We start from the raw sequence: 14,898 nt of genomic DNA on the forward strand, positions 1-14,898 counted from the left end.
AAGGAACGCTGTAGATGACTCAGACGCTGGCAGATATGCGCCGTGACTACACCCGCGACGGCCTGGCCGAAGCCCAGGCCCCGAGCGAGCCCTTTGCGCTGTTTCACCAATGGTTCGCCGACGCGGTGAAAACCGAACAGGCCCCGGTGGAAGCCAATGCCATGACCGTGGCAACCGTGGACGAGCACGGCCGTCCGCATTGCCGCATTCTCCTGCTCAAGGGCCTGGACGAGCAGGGTTTCACCTTCTTCACCAACTACGAGAGCGCCAAGGGTCAGCATTTGCTGGCCAATCCGTACGCGGCCATGACCTTCTTCTGGCCGACCCTGGAGCGCCAGGTGCGTATCGAAGGGAAGGTGGTGAAGGTTTCGCCGGAAGAGTCCGATGCCTATTACCAGGTGCGTCCGCTGGGCAGTCGCCTGGGCGCCTGGGCATCACCGCAGAGCCGGGTGATCGCCGATCGTGGCGAGCTTGAAGCGCTGCTCAAGGCGACCGAACAGCGTTTCAGCGACAGCCAGCCGCAGTGCCCCGAGCACTGGGGTGGCTACCGCCTGTTGCCGGAGCGTATCGAGTTCTGGCAGGGCCGTCCGAGCCGTCTGCATGACCGCCTCAACTACCGCCTGGAGCAGGGCGCCTGGCTGCGTGAGCGGCTGGCGCCTTAACCGACGCTGTATCCGGCGGCCTCGCGTTCCAGCCAGGCCGCCAACTCCTTCCGTTTGACCTTCTGTGCCTTGGCGGCTTCGAGCCGCTGGAGCATGAATGCGCGTTTTTGCTCGTCTTTCCCCGCAAACGACAGGGCCAGGTCCCGGTCGGTCCAGCGCCTGATCCGCACGTACAGCCACCCGTGAAAATACAGGCCGGCCACGGTGGTGACGGCGATGATGAAGTAATCCATGTCTATCCTTGTTAACCGAGCCTTCTGACAGTTCCAGGTGTGCTGCCTGTACCCAAGCTGAATGGAAGCAATTTTATCCGGTGCGTGTCGTGACAGTCGTCAATGTGCGGAGTCTAATGAGCACCTGTCTTAAGGAGATGATCCTATGCGTAAGTCTGTTCTGCTGGTTGCATCGTTCACCACGATGTCGCTGCTGCTGGGTGGTTGTGCCTCCAACCTGTCCGGCGACTCCTACTCTCGGGACGAGGCACGCCGCGTCCAGACCGTGCGCATGGGTACCATCGAATCCCTGCGCCCTGTGAAGATCGAAGGCACCAAAACCCCGATCGGCGGTGGCGCCGGTGCGGTGGTCGGTGGTGTAGCCGGTAGCGCCATCGGTGGCGGTCGCGGCAGCATCGTCGCCGCAGTGATCGGTGCGGTCGCCGGCGGCTTGGCCGGTTCTGCCGCCGAAGAAGGGCTGACCCGTACCCAAGGTGTGGAAGTTACCGTTCGCGAGGATGATGGCAGCATGCGCGCCTATGTACAGCAGGTTCAGGAAAACGAGATTTTCCGGGTCGGCGAGCGCGTGCGTATCGTGACCGTCGATGGCACCAGCCGCGTCACCCACTGATCGGCAACGCCAGAAAGACAAAACCCCGACACGGCTCGCGCCGTTCGGGGTTTTTTAGTGCTGCCTGAAAAGCCGTGGATCAGCTCGCCTGGGCCTTGCGGCTGCACAGGGCAGTGATGCCGTAGCCGATCAGTGCGGCAAACAGCGAACCGGTGAGGATGCCCATCCGGTCCATGCCGGCGTACTCGCTGCTACCCGGCATGAAGGCCAGCGAGCCGACAAACAGGCTCATGGTGAAGCCGATGCCACAGAGAATCGCCACGCCGAGGACCTGTCCCCAGTTGGCGCCGCTGGGCAGGGCGGCCATGCCCAGCTTGATGGCGATCCAGGTCAGGCCGAACACGCCGATGGTCTTGCCCGCCAGCAGGCCGAGGGCGATGCCCATGGGCACGGTGTGGGTGAAGCTTTCCAGGGTCACGCCGGTCAGCGACACGCCGGCATTGGCAAAGGCGAACAACGGCAGGATGCCGTACGCGACCCAAGGGTGCAGGGCATGTTCAAGGCTGCGTAGCGGCGAGGTCTCGGCATTGCGGGTGCGCAGTGGAATGCACAACGCCAGGGTGACTCCGGCCAGGGTCGCGTGAACCCCGCTTTTCAGCACACAGACCCAGAGGATCAGGCCGACCACCATGTACGGACCGAGCTTGACCACCCCCAGCCGGTTCATGGCGATCAGCACCAACAAGCAGGCGGCGGCCAGCATCAGCGAAAGGCTGGAAAGCGAGCCGGAATAGAACAGCGCGATGATGATGATGGCGCCAAGGTCGTCGATGATCGCCAGGGTCATCAGGAACAGCTTGAGCGAGGCAGGCACCCGCTTGCCCAGCAGGGCCAGCACGCCAAGCGCGAAGGCAATGTCGGTCGCGGTAGGAATCGCCCAGCCGGCGATGGCGGCGGGGTTGTCCCGGTTGAGGAACCAGTAGATCAGCGCTGGCACCACCATGCCGCCCACTGCGGCGGCGGCGGGCAGTACCACTTGCGACGGTTTGGACAGTTGTCCTTCCAGCACCTCGCGCTTGACCTCCAGGCCGATCAGCAGGAAGAACAGCGCCATCAGGCCGTCGTTGATCCACAGCAGCAGTGGCTTGGCGATGTTCAACGCGCCAACCTGGACCGCCACCGGGACTTCCAGCAGCCCGCTGTAGAGCCAGGACAGAGGTGAATTGTTGATGATCAGGGCCAGGACCGCGGTAGCGATCAACAATAGGCCACTGGCGGCTTCCAACTGAAAGAAACGAGTGAATGTGCTACGAAGAGGCAAGATCGCTTCCTCCCATCAAATGTGCAAAAGGCCGGCCACCCTAACCCTTTGTGTTATTCATTAAAATAAAAACTATATTCTTTTTTGTTATAAGTAATTTCGATCGTTTCAGTTTCGTCGATGTTTTCCGATTGGCATGTAGGAATCGGCTTATGTGGACGGTAGTTGGTTAAACCGGATTTGTAATTTGAGGCGCGCTCGTGATTTTTAAAGCGCTACACATCCTGTGTTAGCGTGCTGTAGTCCTTTCGCTTGAGAACCCCCTATGAGCCATGACCGCACCTGGGCCCGCGAAGCCATCCGCATCATCGAGGCCGATTTCCAGCGCAGCGCCGACACGCACTTGATTCCGTTGCCGATGGCCGGCTTTCCCGAGGTCGACCTGTATTTCAAGGACGAGTCCAGCCATCCCACCGGCAGCCTCAAGCATCGGCTGGCGCGGTCGCTGTTTCTGTATGCGTTGTGCAACGGCTGGTTGCGGCCCGGAGCCCCGGTCATCGAGGCTTCCAGCGGTTCGACGGCGATTTCCGAAGCCTACTTTGCCCGCTTGCTGGGCCTGCCCTTCATTGCCGTGATGCCCGCCACGACCTCGCGGGAGAAGATCGCCCAGATCGAGTTCTACGGTGGGCAGCCGCATCTGGTGAAAGATCCGACACAGATCTATGCCGAGTCCGAACGGCTGGCACGGGAAAGCGGCGGGCACTTCATGGACCAGTTCACCTATGCCGAGCGCGCCACCGACTGGCGGGCGAACAACAACATCGCCGAGTCGATCTTCAGTCAATTGCGTTTCGAGCGGCATGCCGAGCCAAGCTGGCTGGTTTCCAGCCCTGGTACGGGCGGCACCACCGCGACACTGGGGCGTTATGTGCGCTATCGGCGCCACGCCACCCGAGTGTTGTGCGCCGATGCCGAGCGGTCGGTGTTTTTCGATTGCTACCGCACCGGTGACCGCGACTTGCGGCTGGACTGCGGGTCGCGGATCGAAGGCATTGGCCGGCCGAGGGTCGAGGCGTCGTTCTTGCCGGCGGTGATCGATGCGATGGTCAAAGTGCCGGACGCCTTGTCGCTGGCGGCCATGCATTACCTGGCGCGTCGGCTGGGGCGGCGGGTCGGTGGTTCCAGTGGGACCAACCTGATCGGGGCGTTGCAGGCAGCATTGCAGATGAAGTCGGCAGACGAGGCGGGATCGATCGTGGCGATTCTCTGCGACAGCGGCGAACGCTATGCGACGACCTACTACGACGAGCAGTGGTTGAAGGCGCAGGGCTATCAACTGGAGGCGTTGATCGAGGTGGTGGCAGGGTGTGTCGAGCGGGGCGAAGCGCTGCCCGAGACGGTCTTGCGCGAAGGGATTTGACTCGCTTGTCGCGACGGCTCGGCACCCCGAACCGTCGCGTCAGGCGTGATTACTCGGTCAGACCCAGCATGCTGCGGGTCACGGCCTCGGCGATGCGGATCCCGTCGACACCGGCGGAGAGAATCCCGCCGGCATAACCTGCGCCTTCACCGGCCGGGAACAGCCCTTTCAGATTCAGGCTTTGCAGCGTCTCGTCGCGGGTAATCCGCAGCGGCGACGAGGTGCGCGTTTCGATGCCGGTCAGTACCGCATCCGGCAGGTTGTAGCCTTTGATCTGGCGGTCGAAGGCCGGCAGGGCCTCGCGGATGGCTTCGATGGCGAAGTCCGGCAGGCTCGGGGCCAGATCGCCAAGGTTGATGCCCGGCTTGTAGGAAGGTTCGACGCTGCCCAAGGCCTTGGACGGACGACCGGCGACGAAATCGCCGACGAGTTGCGCCGGCGCCTGGTAGTTGCTGCCACCCAGCACGTAGGCGAGGGACTCCAGGCGTTCCTGCAACTCGATGCCTGCCAGCGGGCCGCCCGGGTAATCCTGCTCGGGGGTGATGCCGACGACGATGCCCGAGTTGGCGTTACGTTCGTTGCGCGAGTACTGGCTCATGCCGTTGGTGACCACCCGGCCCGGTTCGCTGGTAGCAGCAACCACGGTGCCACCCGGGCACATGCAGAAGCTGTAGACCGAGCGGCCGTTCTTGGCGTGGTACACCAGCTTGTAATCGGCGGCGCCGAGTTTCGGGTGACCGGCGTATTTGCCCAGGCGAGCCTGGTCGATCAGCGATTGCGGGTGCTCGATGCGGAAACCGATGGAGAACGGCTTGGCTTCCATGTACACGCCGCGGCTGTGCAGCATGCGGAAAGTGTCGCGGGCGCTGTGGCCGAGGGCCAGGACCACATGGCGCGAATGCAGTGTTTCGCCGTTCTGCAGTACCACGCCGGTCAGTTGACCGTCGTCCATCACCAGGTCGGTGACCTTGTGTTCGAAGCGCACTTCGCCGCCCAGCGCACCGATTTCCTCGCGGATGTTCTCGACCATGCCGGTCAGGCGGAAGGTGCCGATGTGCGGCTTGTTGACGTAGAGAATCTCGTCCGGCGCACCGGCCTTGACGAACTCGTGCAGGACCTTGCGGCCGTAGTGTTTCGGGTCCTTGATCTGGCTGTACAGCTTGCCGTCGGAGAACGTGCCGGCGCCGCCCTCGCCAAACTGGACGTTGGACTCCGGATTGAGCTCGCTTTTACGCCACAGGCCCCAGGTGTCCTTGGTGCGCTGACGGACTTCCTTGCCGCGCTCGAGGATGATCGGGCGCAGCCCGGCCTGGGCCAGGATCAGGCCGGCGAAAATACCGCAGGGGCCGAAACCGACCACGATCGGACGCTCGACAAGGCCACCCTCGGGGGCTGGTCCCACGGGTTTGTAGGTGACGTCGGGAGCGATGCCGATGTTGTGATCGTCGGCGAACTTGCTCAGTACGGCCGCTTCATCACGGACATTCAGGTCGATGGCGTAGATGAACAGCAGTTCGGTGTTCTTCTTCCGCGCATCGTAGCTGCGCTTGAAGATGGTGAAGTCCAGCAACTGGTCGTCGCTGATGCCCAGGCGTTGCACGATAGCGTCGCGCAGGGCTTCGTCGGGGTGATCCAGCGGCAGCTTCAGTTCGGTAATTCGTAGCATGACAGGGTCCAGTATCCCGGCCATGGAGGGGCCGGCGGCTTTACACAAACCGCCGAGTATAAAGGTTTCACCGCGCGAGCACTCAGGTTGAATGCGCGCCGGCTGTCAGTCGTTGCGCGAGCCGCCGTAGTAGGCGCAGCCGTTCAGGGTCTTGCCGTCCAGGCGCAATTGCGCACTGAGGTGGCTGATGCCGCCGGTGGCGCTGTCGACGCAACGTTGTGGGGCGAGCCACAGGTCGATCTTCTGGCCGTTGGCCTCGGTGCTCAGGTTGATGCGGCCTTCCGGCAGTTGCTCTTCCAGGTACGGCAGCGCCAAGGGCGGCTGGCCCGGACGGTCGAGGACCATGCCCTTGCCGCTGATGTTCAGGTTCCAGTCCGGCTCGTGGCCGAAGGCGCGCAGGGTCAGGCGTTTGAAGTTCGGGTCGCTGCAGGCGTTGGCGGCGTGTTCGACACGGTAGACCTGGTGCACGTTGAACTGCCCGTCGGCACCGGCGTTCTGGCTGCCGGCGAGGGTGCCGCGGATATCGGCGAACAGTGCTCCGGGCGTGTTGGCCAGGGCTACGGCCTCCTGCAACAGGCTGGTGTTGCCGGTGTCCTTGATGACGAAGCGGCGGCTTTCGGTGCAGGGCTTGAACAGCAACTGGCCATTGGCGGCGCTGAGTTCACCTTGCAGGCGGGTCATGCCGGCGGTGGAGACGGGTTCCGGCTGGTCGGCCAGCAACTGGCAACCGGCGAACAGCGGCAGCAGGGCGGCGACCAACAGGGAATGAGCGATACGCATCGAGGAAAACTCCGGGATCTCGACCAGAAAAGTTTTCAACGGTACGCAGGGAGGCGTGGGATCACAAGTGAAGTTGAATCAGAAAATGCGCGAGTAGCTGGAAGGCCATCACTGCGGCTCGGCGGAGCGCCGAACCGCAGCGATGGGGCCTTGTGGATCAACCGCCCAGGTAAGCGTCGCGAACCTTCGGATCGGTCAACAGCGCTTCACCCGTGCCCTGCATCACCACCCGGCCGTTTTCCAGCACATAGGCGCGGTCAGCGATCTTCAGCGCCTGGTTGGCGTTCTGCTCCACCAGAAACACCGTCACGCCATCACGGCGCAGTTGTTCGATGATGTCGAAGATCTGCTGGATGATGATCGGCGCCAGGCCCAGCGACGGTTCGTCGAGCAACAGCAGCTTGGGCTTGCTCATCAGCGCACGGCCGATGGCCAGCATCTGCTGCTCGCCGCCGGACATGGTGCCGCCACGCTGGCTGAAGCGCTCCTTGAGGCGCGGGAACAGTTGCAGGACCTTGTCCATCTGCGCCTGGTAGTCGCCCTTGTCGGTGAAGAAACCGCCCATTGCCAGGTTTTCCTCGACGGTCAGTCGCGAGAACACCCGACGGCCTTCCGGCACTACGGCAATGCTCTTGCGCATGATGTGCGAGGAACTCTGGCCGACCAGTTCTTCACCCAGGTAACGGATGCTGCCGCTGTGGGCTTGCGGCGAACCGCAAAGGGTCATCAGCAGGGTCGACTTGCCGGCGCCGTTGGCCCCGATCAGGGTGACGATCTCGCCCTGGCGGATTTCCACGTTGACGTCGTGCAGCGCCTGGATCTTGCCGTAGAAGGTGGAAACGTTTTCGAACTGCAGCATTTACGCTTCCCCCAGGTAGGCTTTGATCACATCAGGGTTGTCACGGATTTGCTCCGGCGTGCCGTCGGCCAGCGGAGTGCCCTGGTTGATCACGACGATATGGTCGGAAATGCTCATGACCAGTTTCATGTCGTGCTCGATCAGCAGCACGGTGACGTTGTGGGACTCGCGCAGGTAGCCGATCAGTGCCTTGAGGTCGTCGGTTTCCTTCGGGTTGAGGCCGGCCGCAGGCTCGTCGAGCATGATGATCCGCGGTTGGGTCATCATGCAGCGGGCGATTTCCAGGCGGCGCTGCTGACCATAGGCCAGGGTGCCGGCGGTGCGGTTGGCAAACTCGGTCAGGTTGACCTTGTCCAGCCAGTACTGGGCCCGCTCCATCGCTTCCTTCTCGCTGCGGCGGAACGCCGGGGTCTTGAACAGGCCCGCGAAGAAGTTGGTGTTGAGGTGGCGGTGCTGGGCGATCAGCAGGTTTTCCAGCGCGGTCATTTCCTTGAACAGGCGTACGTTCTGGAAGGTCCGCACCACGCCCTTGCGGGCGATCTGGTGGCCGGCCAGGCCCTGGATCGGCTGGCCATCGAGCAGGATGGTGCCGCCGCTTGGCTTGTAGAAGCCGGTCAGGCAGTTGAACACGGTGGTCTTGCCGGCGCCGTTCGGGCCGATCAGGGCAACCACCTGTTTTTCCTTGACGGTGAGGGCGACGCCGTTGACCGCCAACAAGCCGCCGAAGCGCATGCTCAGGCCGCTGACTTTCAGAATTTCGCGGCTCATCGACGCAGCTCCATATGAGGACGTTGCATAGGCAGCAGGCCCTGCGGACGCCAGATCATCATCAATACCATCAGGGCGCCGAACATCAGCATGCGGTACTCGCTGAAGTCGCGCATCAGCTCAGGCAGCAGGATCATCACAATGGCCGCGAGAATCACGCCCAGTTGCGAGCCCATGCCACCGAGCACGACGATGGCGAGGATGATCGCCGATTCGATGAAGGTGAAGGATTCCGGTGTCACCAGACCTTGGCGGGCAGCGAAGAAGCTACCGGCGAAACCGGCGAAGCAGGCACCCAGGGTGAAGGCCGACAGCTTGATCACGGTCGGATTCAGGCCCAGCGCACGGCAGGCGATTTCGTCTTCACGCAGCGCTTCCCAGGCACGGCCGATCGGCATGCGCAGCAGGCGGTTGATGACGAACAGCGCCACCAGCGCCAGCAGCAGCGCTACCAGGTAGAGGAAGATCACCTTGTTGATCGAGTTGTATTCCAGCCCGAAGAACTCGTGGAAGGTCTGCATGCCTTCGGCGGCCTTGCGTTCGAACGTCAGGCCGAAGAAGGTTGGTTTCTCGATGTTGCTGATGCCGTTGGGGCCGCCGGTCCACTCGGTGAGGTTACGCAGGAACAGGCGGATGATCTCACCGAAGCCGAGGGTCACGATGGCCAGGTAGTCACCGCGCAGGCGCAGCACCGGGAAGCCCAGCAGGAAGCCGAAAGTGGCAGCCATCAGGCCGGCGATCGGCAGGCAGACCCAGAAGCTCAGGCCGAAGTAGTGCGACAGCATCGCGTAGCTGTAGGCGCCGACGGCGTAGAAGCCGACGTAACCCAGGTCGAGCAGGCCCGCCAGGCCGACCACGATGTTCAGGCCGAGGCCGAGCATGACGTAGATCAGGATCAGGGTGGCGATGTCGACCGCGCCGCGCGAGCCGAAGAACGGCCAGACCAGGGCGACCACGATCAGGCCGAGGATGATGTAGCGCTGGGTCTTCGGCAGGGTCAGGTAGTTGCTGACATTGGCGGGGATCAACGGACCGTCGCGACGGGACTTCATCGCCGCGCTCCATTGCTTGTCGAACAGCACGCGCAGGAACATCAGCACCGAGCACAGGGCGATGACACCCAGGGTGAAGGGACCCTGGCCATGCACTTCGAGGTTGATGCCGGCAATGCTGAGCTTCAGGCCCAGTACCGGGAATGCCACGGCCCAGACCAGCAGGGCGCTGAAAAACGCCGATTTGAGATGTCTGTTCATACTTTCTCAACCTCCGGACGGCCCAGGATGCCAGTCGGCCGGAACAACAGAACGAGAACCAGCAGGCCGAACGCCACGACGTCCTTGTACTGGTCGCCGAAGATGTCAGCGCCGAAGGCTTCGGCCACACCCAGCACCAGGCCACCGAGCATGGCGCCCGGGATACTGCCGATGCCGCCGAGGACTGCCGCCGTGAAGGCTTTCAGGCCCACCAGGAAGCCGGCGTTGGGGTTGATCACGCCGTATTGCATGCTCAGCAATACGGCCGCGACGGCCGCCAGCGCGGCGCCGATGACGAAGGTCAGGGCGATGATGTTGTTGGTGTTGATACCCAACAGGTTGGCCATCTTGATGTCTTCGGCGCAGGCCCGGCAGGCCCGGCCCAGACGGGAGCGGGAGATGAACAGGGTCAGGCCGGTCATGGCGATCAGGGTGACCACGAAGACCAGGATCTGCATGTAGGAAATCAGGACTTCTTCCGCGCCGCCCGGGCCGAAGGAGATGCTCCCCGGGATCAGGTTGGGAATGGACTTGTCCTTGGAATCCTGGGAAAGCAGTACGGTGTTCTGCAGGAAAATCGACATGCCGATGGCGGAAATCAGCGGGATCAGGCGGTTGCTGTTACGCAACGGCCGGTAGGCGACCCGTTCGATACTGTAGCCATAAGCACTGGTAACGAGGATCGTCGCGACAAACGCGGCGGTCATCAGCAACGGCAGTGAGTGGATACCCATCATGGCCAGTCCGGCAAGGACGATGAAGGCCACGTAGGAACCAATCATGTACACCTCGCCATGGGCGAAGTTGATCATTCCAATGATGCCGTAAACCATTGTGTAGCCAATGGCTATCAAGGCATAGGTGCTGCCAATGGTCAGGCCATTAACAAGCTGTTGGAAGAAGTGATAGATCTCAGGCATTACAGCGCTCCTAAAAACCTGATACGCATTTCTCTGGTGGGTTTGTACCCGGCACGGCCTTGTGGTCTATAGCCACTTCGACGCGCGCAACTGCCAGGGAACCGCTGGTGACGGTTTTAAGATTTTCAGGTGAACCCGATCCCGGATCGCGGGAAACAGGTCCATGAACCTCGTAAAACAAAGCCCACTGCTCGCACAGTGGGCTTTTCGGTCATGTATCAAACAGTGTTACTGAGGGGAAACTTCGGTTTTCGGTTTGCCGAAATGCCATTCGTAGACCACGAATTTGAAGTCCTTCAGGTCGCCCTTGGCGTCGTACGACAGGTCGCCGGTCGGAGTCTTGAAGGTGCCGGCGTGGATGGCGGCTGCCACCTTGTCGGTGTCTTCGCTCTTGGCTGCCTTGATGCCTTCGGCGATCAGCTCGACTGCGGAGTAGGCCGGGAATACGAACGGACCGCTTGGATCCTTGCCGTCAGCCTTGATGGCGTCGGAGATGGCCTTGTTCGCAGGGTCGGTGTCGAAGGACTTCGGCAGGGTCACCAGCAGGCCTTCGGAAGCGTTCTGGGCGATTTGCGAGATGGAGTCGTTGCCGACGCCTTCCGGACCCATGAACTTGGCTTTCAGGCCTTTTTCCTGGGCTTGGCGCAGGATCAGGCCCAGCTCTGGGTGGTAGCCGCCGTAGTAGACGAAGTCGACGTTGTTTTGCTTGAGCTTCTGGATGATCGAGGAGAAGTCCTTGTCACCGGCGTTCAGGCCTTCGAAGACGGCAACCTTGGTGCCTTTCTTCTCCAGGGTTTCCTTGACCGCGGTGGCGATGCCTTCACCGTACTGTTGCTTGTCGTGCAGGACTGCGACGACTTTCGGCTTGACGTGATCGGCGATGTAGTTGCCGGCGGCCGGGCCTTGGGCGCTGTCCAGACCGATGGTGCGGAAGATCAGCTTGTAGCCACGAGCGGTGATTTCCGGGCTGGTAGCAGCCGGGGTAATCATGATCACGCCTTCGTCTTCATAGATGTCGGACGCTGGCTGGGTGGAGCTGGAGCAGAGGTGACCGATCACGTACTTGACGCCATCGTTGACCACTTTGTTGGCAACGGCCACGGCTTGTTTAGGGTCGCAAGCGTCGTCGTACTCCTTGGCTTCGAGCATCTTGCCATCGACGCCGCCCTTGGCGTTGATGTCTTTGATGGCCTGTTTTGCACCGAGGAACTGCATGTCACCGTATTGAGTGACCGGACCGGTTTTCGGGCCGGCGATGCCGATCTTGATGGTATCGGCTGCAAACGAATGGCTGGCGACGCCGGCCAGAACCATTGCGGCAAACAACTTGGAAATTTGCTTGGTAGCCTTACTCATAGTGCTCCACTCATTCTGTTGTAATTTTTATAGTCCTAAGCGCCAAGGCAGAGGACCTGACCAGATCCCGGTGCGGCTACGCCGTACCGCGAGCCTGATCTTCCGGAATCGCCCCCGGTGAATGCCCTGGCAACTGTACCGGTACAGTGTAGAGCGCTGCTTCCTCGCTTGAAAAGCAGGCGCGCCGAGGCAAAAACCGAGGGTGTCGCCTGATCGACATAAAGTTACAAAAAAGCGTCTTTTATTGTTCCGGTATTGCCCGGAAACACTTGGCTTTGCTGTATCCGTCGATCAATTACTTATTTGAAACTGGGTTTTTCTGCAAAAATACCGGGCTTTACTCAAGCCGGATTATTTTTGGTGGAACCCATGACAGATGAACCAAGCACCCTCTATGCCAAATTGCTCGGTGAGACGGCGGTAATCGAGTGGAAAGCCTTGGAGCGTTTTTGGGCGAAGGGTGACCTGATTTGGGTCGAGCCTGCCGTCGACCTGATCGAAGTCGCACAGGCAATGGCCGAGAATCGTGCCGAAAGCGTGGCCTTGTGGCGCAATGCTGGCACTGTCGGCGCGGTCACCGCCGAGCAGGCCCTTGACCTTCAGAGCCGCGATCCAGAGATATGGGCGGTGGTGGTTTCGCCGTTCATCCTGATTCAGGAACGCAAATCCGCCTGATCGCGAGCTGAATTGGTGCGTGAAAACGCACAGCGAGTCCATTTTGGTGCGCGAGCCTGTTCAGGCAAGGTGACCGTTGGTAACAGTCCTGCCGCATCACAGGCGGGCGGTAACAGTCACCAGCCTTGAAACAGGGCAAATACAAAACGGGGCGCCTTTATGGGCGCCCCGTTTTTGTTTTCCCACCGACTCAGTAGTCGACTTTACCGGTGTGGTAATTGAGCGAAATGACTTTGGTCTTGCCGATCCGATGGCGATAGATCTCGCGCAGATACTTCACGGCTTTCTTCACGCACTCCCGCGACAGGCGAATATCGTTGATCGAGACGAACTTGCTCTTGTCGTTGATCAACTCGCGATATTTCTTCTCGTACATCGGTTTGATCGCGTACCAGTTGGTATCGAGGATCTTCGCCGGATTCTCGAATTCGTTGAGCAATTCGTCGATCCGTTCCTCTTCGAATTCCTCCTGGGTGATGAAGTCGAGGATGGCGTTATCCAGGGTTTCGTCGAAGCGATAAGGTGCGCGGGCGAAGCAGCGCTTGATGAACGCCACGATCAGGGTCAGGAAGTCGTCCGACAGGCACGGGCTCTTGGCGATCAGCGTGGTCAGCGACAGGTTGGCCGAAGCCCCGATCACCAGCGCGTAACGCTTGAGGGTGGTGTTGGGGAACAGGCTGTTGAGGTGGGTCTTGAGCCGGTTCAGGTCCATGTAGGACAGCTTGTAGTCCTTGGGCAGCGAAACGATCGACACCACCGACGAGCAGTTCTTGAAGAAGTGCAGGTCATGCAGTGCTGCGGCGTCGCAGCCTGAATTGCGGTACTGCTCCAGGGCCGCGCGATAGCGTTTAGACTCGATCGGCAGCAGGCTGATGCCTTCGATGGCCTGGGTGTCCTTGTTGAAGTGCGGCAGGTCGATGGAGCGGAAGAACAGGTCGTCGATGTCGAGTCGCGGCTGTTCCTTCTCGAACACCTTGAAGCCTTTCTCGGAACTCTGGGTCGGGGTTTCCGGCACGACCGATTCGGCGTAGGCGATGGCCACCGGGCCGGCCAGGCTCATGAACAGGTCGTTGGCGTCGAGGCGGATGGTTTCGCCGATGTCGATGCCGGCGCGACGGAAGTAGTTCTGGTCGTAGTCGGTGGTCACCGCCTGGGCAGTGAGGATGTTGAAGATCTGCTGGGAGATGTACTGGTTGGCGTGCTTCTCCATCGCGTTGACGTCGATGTTCTGGATGTTGCCGTCATCGCTTTCTTCGGCGTAGCGCATGATGTCGTTGGAGATCAGCATCATCGCGTTCCATGGGCGAATGCGGCCCATGACGCTGGCTTCGCTGCTGTCTTCGTTATCGAAGTTGTACGAGAAGTCCCATTCTTCCGACAGGTATTTGCACAGTAGTCGACCGGCGTTGATGTGCAGCGCCTCGGACATTTCGCTGCGATGGTCGGAAATGTTCGGCAGCACGCAGATGCCGCTGGTGAAGATTGGCTCGAAGACAAACGAGTGCCCGGACTCGCCGTCTTGCTCGTCGGCCGGCTTGGTGTCGAAGGTCTTGTTCATGTACGAAAACTGCTGGGCCAGGCCGAACTCCGAGGCCATGCCCGAGCCGGTACCGCCGCCGGCGCTGAAAATGTAGAAGTACAGCCGCGACTGGTTGGCCTTGATCCCGCAGGAATCGATCAGGTACGAATGGATCAGCTTCCAGTCGGCGCTGGAGAAGCGGTGGGTTTCCTTGTTGAGGATGATTTTCGCCAGGTACTGGCCGAGGATCGGCGCGTTACCGGCGCCGCCGGCATGGACTTCGGAGAGGTCCATGATCTTCATTTTGCTGTAGTCGCGCAGGAAGCCGCTTTTCTCGCCTTTGCGCGAGAAACGGATGCGTCCGGCGATGTCCTTGTCCAGATCGCCAAGCATGACCAGCGGTTCGACCAGGAACACCGGCTTGGCGCTCTTGGCCTGGACCAGGCGCAGGTTGTTGCGGATCCAGCGCGCCGGGTTATAGCTCGGGTCGGTGCCGGTGCGCTCGTCGTTGTTGAATTCGTTGAGGTAGAACGTCCGGGCGTTGTAGACCAGCTCGGCGACATCCAGGGCGATGTTCGAGCCGCAGCGGCCAAGGCCAATGAGACAAACCGAGGGGAATTGCTGGTCCAGCCGCAACTGGCTGTCGTCTTCGACATGCAGGCTCGGCGGGAACACCAGATCGCGCAGGCCGTCGAGGTTGTCGAGGATGCGCTGGGTGTCTGGTTCTGTGAAGTAGAGGTATTGCTGTGGCGTCAGGGTGGGCTGGTTGTAATAGCTGCGGGCCCCGTAATTGGAGGGCGCGGTGGCTGCAAGCAGCTCGGAAATCACGTTGGCTGGAGTATTCTTGGAGGTCATTTTGCGCCGTTTGCCTGGGAGGGTGGCAGTGAAACAGTCGATATCATTCAGCCATCCCTGGATAAGTTTCGCGACTGTATCAGCGCGTCTCTGGCGTACGCGATCAGGTTTTACCCTATAA

At 61.0% G+C, this 14,898-nt stretch carries 14 protein-coding genes; 4 read left to right on the top strand and 10 right to left on the bottom strand.

What is annotated here, in order from left to right; translation table 11 throughout:
* Nucleotides 1-14: 14 nt before the first annotated feature.
* Complete coding sequence (gene pdxH, locus NTD82_RS08420) at nt 15-662, top strand: pyridoxamine 5'-phosphate oxidase (protein ID WP_262128416.1); 648 nt, start codon at nt 15-17, stop codon at nt 660-662.
* On the opposite strand, the gene NTD82_RS08425 is transcribed toward pdxH, so the two are convergent.
* A complete protein-coding gene (locus NTD82_RS08425; RefSeq protein WP_262128418.1) occupies nt 659-895 on the bottom strand; it encodes a hypothetical protein in 237 nt (78 codons plus the stop codon). The genes pdxH and NTD82_RS08425 overlap by 4 nt on opposite strands.
* 145 nt (nt 896-1,040) lie before the next feature.
* Here NTD82_RS08425 and NTD82_RS08430 point away from each other — a divergent pair, with 145 nt between their 5' ends.
* Nucleotides 1,041-1,505: a glycine zipper 2TM domain-containing protein gene (locus NTD82_RS08430; protein ID WP_095154937.1), complete on the top strand. Its 465-nt coding sequence runs from the start codon at nt 1,041-1,043 to the stop codon at nt 1,503-1,505.
* A gap of 79 nt (nt 1,506-1,584) precedes the next feature.
* Here the strand turns inward: NTD82_RS08430 and nhaA are convergent, their stop codons facing one another.
* Nucleotides 1,585-2,766 (bottom strand): Na+/H+ antiporter NhaA, encoded by a 1,182-nt coding sequence (nhaA, locus tag NTD82_RS08435; RefSeq protein ID WP_262128421.1) that lies wholly within the window; start codon nt 2,764-2,766, stop codon nt 1,585-1,587.
* Nucleotides 2,767-3,031: 265 nt separating this feature from the next.
* On the opposite strand from nhaA, the gene NTD82_RS08440 reads away from it, so the two are divergent.
* Nucleotides 3,032-4,126: a PLP-dependent cysteine synthase family protein gene (locus NTD82_RS08440; protein WP_095154939.1), complete on the top strand. Its 1,095-nt coding sequence runs from the start codon at nt 3,032-3,034 to the stop codon at nt 4,124-4,126.
* A gap of 49 nt (nt 4,127-4,175) precedes the next feature.
* On the opposite strand, the gene NTD82_RS08445 is transcribed toward NTD82_RS08440, so the two are convergent.
* The 7 genes from NTD82_RS08445 to NTD82_RS08475 all read right to left on the bottom strand — a co-directional run bounded on the left by NTD82_RS08445 (nt 4,176) and on the right by NTD82_RS08475 (nt 11,728).
* On the bottom strand, nt 4,176-5,792 hold the full coding sequence (locus tag NTD82_RS08445; protein ID WP_262128424.1) for an NAD(P)/FAD-dependent oxidoreductase: 1,617 nt from the start codon (nt 5,790-5,792) through the stop codon (nt 4,176-4,178).
* A 105-nt stretch (nt 5,793-5,897) separates the two neighbouring features.
* Entirely contained in the window at nt 5,898-6,572 is a 675-nt protein-coding gene (locus NTD82_RS08450; RefSeq protein ID WP_095154941.1) for a COG3650 family protein, read from the bottom strand.
* A 157-nt stretch (nt 6,573-6,729) separates the two neighbouring features.
* Complete coding sequence (locus tag NTD82_RS08455) at nt 6,730-7,431, bottom strand: ABC transporter ATP-binding protein (protein WP_095154942.1); 702 nt, start codon at nt 7,429-7,431, stop codon at nt 6,730-6,732.
* On the bottom strand, nt 7,432-8,199 hold the full coding sequence (gene livG / locus NTD82_RS08460; RefSeq protein ID WP_095154943.1) for a high-affinity branched-chain amino acid ABC transporter ATP-binding protein LivG: 768 nt from the start codon (nt 8,197-8,199) through the stop codon (nt 7,432-7,434).
* Nucleotides 8,196-9,452: a high-affinity branched-chain amino acid ABC transporter permease LivM gene (locus NTD82_RS08465; protein ID WP_095154944.1), complete on the bottom strand. Its 1,257-nt coding sequence runs from the start codon at nt 9,450-9,452 to the stop codon at nt 8,196-8,198. Before NTD82_RS08465 ends, livG begins: the two co-directional genes overlap by 4 nt.
* Nucleotides 9,449-10,372 carry a high-affinity branched-chain amino acid ABC transporter permease LivH gene (gene livH, locus NTD82_RS08470; RefSeq protein WP_095154945.1) on the bottom strand — a complete coding sequence of 308 codons (924 nt, stop codon included), beginning with the start codon at nt 10,370-10,372 and terminating at the stop codon, nt 9,449-9,451. Before livH ends, NTD82_RS08465 begins: the two co-directional genes overlap by 4 nt.
* Nucleotides 10,373-10,600: 228 nt before the next feature.
* A complete protein-coding gene (locus NTD82_RS08475) occupies nt 10,601-11,728 on the bottom strand; it encodes a branched-chain amino acid ABC transporter substrate-binding protein (RefSeq protein WP_095154946.1) in 1,128 nt (375 codons plus the stop codon).
* Nucleotides 11,729-12,097: 369 nt separating this feature from the next.
* Between NTD82_RS08475 and NTD82_RS08480 the strand changes: the two genes are divergently transcribed.
* Complete coding sequence (locus NTD82_RS08480; RefSeq protein ID WP_262128454.1) at nt 12,098-12,403, top strand: DUF2288 domain-containing protein; 306 nt, start codon at nt 12,098-12,100, stop codon at nt 12,401-12,403.
* 190 nt (nt 12,404-12,593) lie between these two features.
* Here NTD82_RS08480 and NTD82_RS08485 read toward each other — a convergent pair whose 3' ends face one another.
* Nucleotides 12,594-14,777 carry a hypothetical protein gene (locus NTD82_RS08485; protein WP_262128436.1) on the bottom strand — a complete coding sequence of 728 codons (2,184 nt, stop codon included), beginning with the start codon at nt 14,775-14,777 and terminating at the stop codon, nt 12,594-12,596.
* Between the last annotated feature and the right edge of the window lie 121 nt (nt 14,778-14,898).

This window comes from Pseudomonas sp. 5P_5.1_Bac1, from assembly GCF_025466015.1.
Lineage (GTDB): Bacteria > Pseudomonadota > Gammaproteobacteria > Pseudomonadales > Pseudomonadaceae > Aquipseudomonas.

What these genes read in the sequence shown, in the direction of transcription:
- NTD82_RS08440 (WP_095154939.1), top strand. Translation starts at nt 3,032, where the DNA reads ATGAGCCATGACCGCACCTGGGCCCGCGAAGCCATCCGCATCATCGAG.
- NTD82_RS08425 (WP_262128418.1), bottom strand. Translation starts at nt 895, where the DNA reads ATGGATTACTTCATCATCGCCGTCACCACCGTGGCCGGCCTGTATTTT.
- NTD82_RS08480 (WP_262128454.1), top strand. Translation starts at nt 12,098, where the DNA reads ATGACAGATGAACCAAGCACCCTCTATGCCAAATTGCTCGGTGAGACG.
- livG (WP_095154943.1), bottom strand. Translation starts at nt 8,199, where the DNA reads ATGAGCCGCGAAATTCTGAAAGTCAGCGGCCTGAGCATGCGCTTCGGC.
- pdxH (WP_262128416.1), top strand. Translation starts at nt 15, where the DNA reads ATGACTCAGACGCTGGCAGATATGCGCCGTGACTACACCCGCGACGGC.
- NTD82_RS08445 (WP_262128424.1), bottom strand. Translation starts at nt 5,792, where the DNA reads ATGCTACGAATTACCGAACTGAAGCTGCCGCTGGATCACCCCGACGAA.
- NTD82_RS08455 (WP_095154942.1), bottom strand. Translation starts at nt 7,431, where the DNA reads ATGCTGCAGTTCGAAAACGTTTCCACCTTCTACGGCAAGATCCAGGCG.
- NTD82_RS08465 (WP_095154944.1), bottom strand. Translation starts at nt 9,452, where the DNA reads ATGAACAGACATCTCAAATCGGCGTTTTTCAGCGCCCTGCTGGTCTGG.
- NTD82_RS08485 (WP_262128436.1), bottom strand. Translation starts at nt 14,777, where the DNA reads ATGACCTCCAAGAATACTCCAGCCAACGTGATTTCCGAGCTGCTTGCA.
- NTD82_RS08450 (WP_095154941.1), bottom strand. Translation starts at nt 6,572, where the DNA reads ATGCGTATCGCTCATTCCCTGTTGGTCGCCGCCCTGCTGCCGCTGTTC.
- NTD82_RS08430 (WP_095154937.1), top strand. Translation starts at nt 1,041, where the DNA reads ATGCGTAAGTCTGTTCTGCTGGTTGCATCGTTCACCACGATGTCGCTG.
- NTD82_RS08475 (WP_095154946.1), bottom strand. Translation starts at nt 11,728, where the DNA reads ATGAGTAAGGCTACCAAGCAAATTTCCAAGTTGTTTGCCGCAATGGTT.
- livH (WP_095154945.1), bottom strand. Translation starts at nt 10,372, where the DNA reads ATGCCTGAGATCTATCACTTCTTCCAACAGCTTGTTAATGGCCTGACC.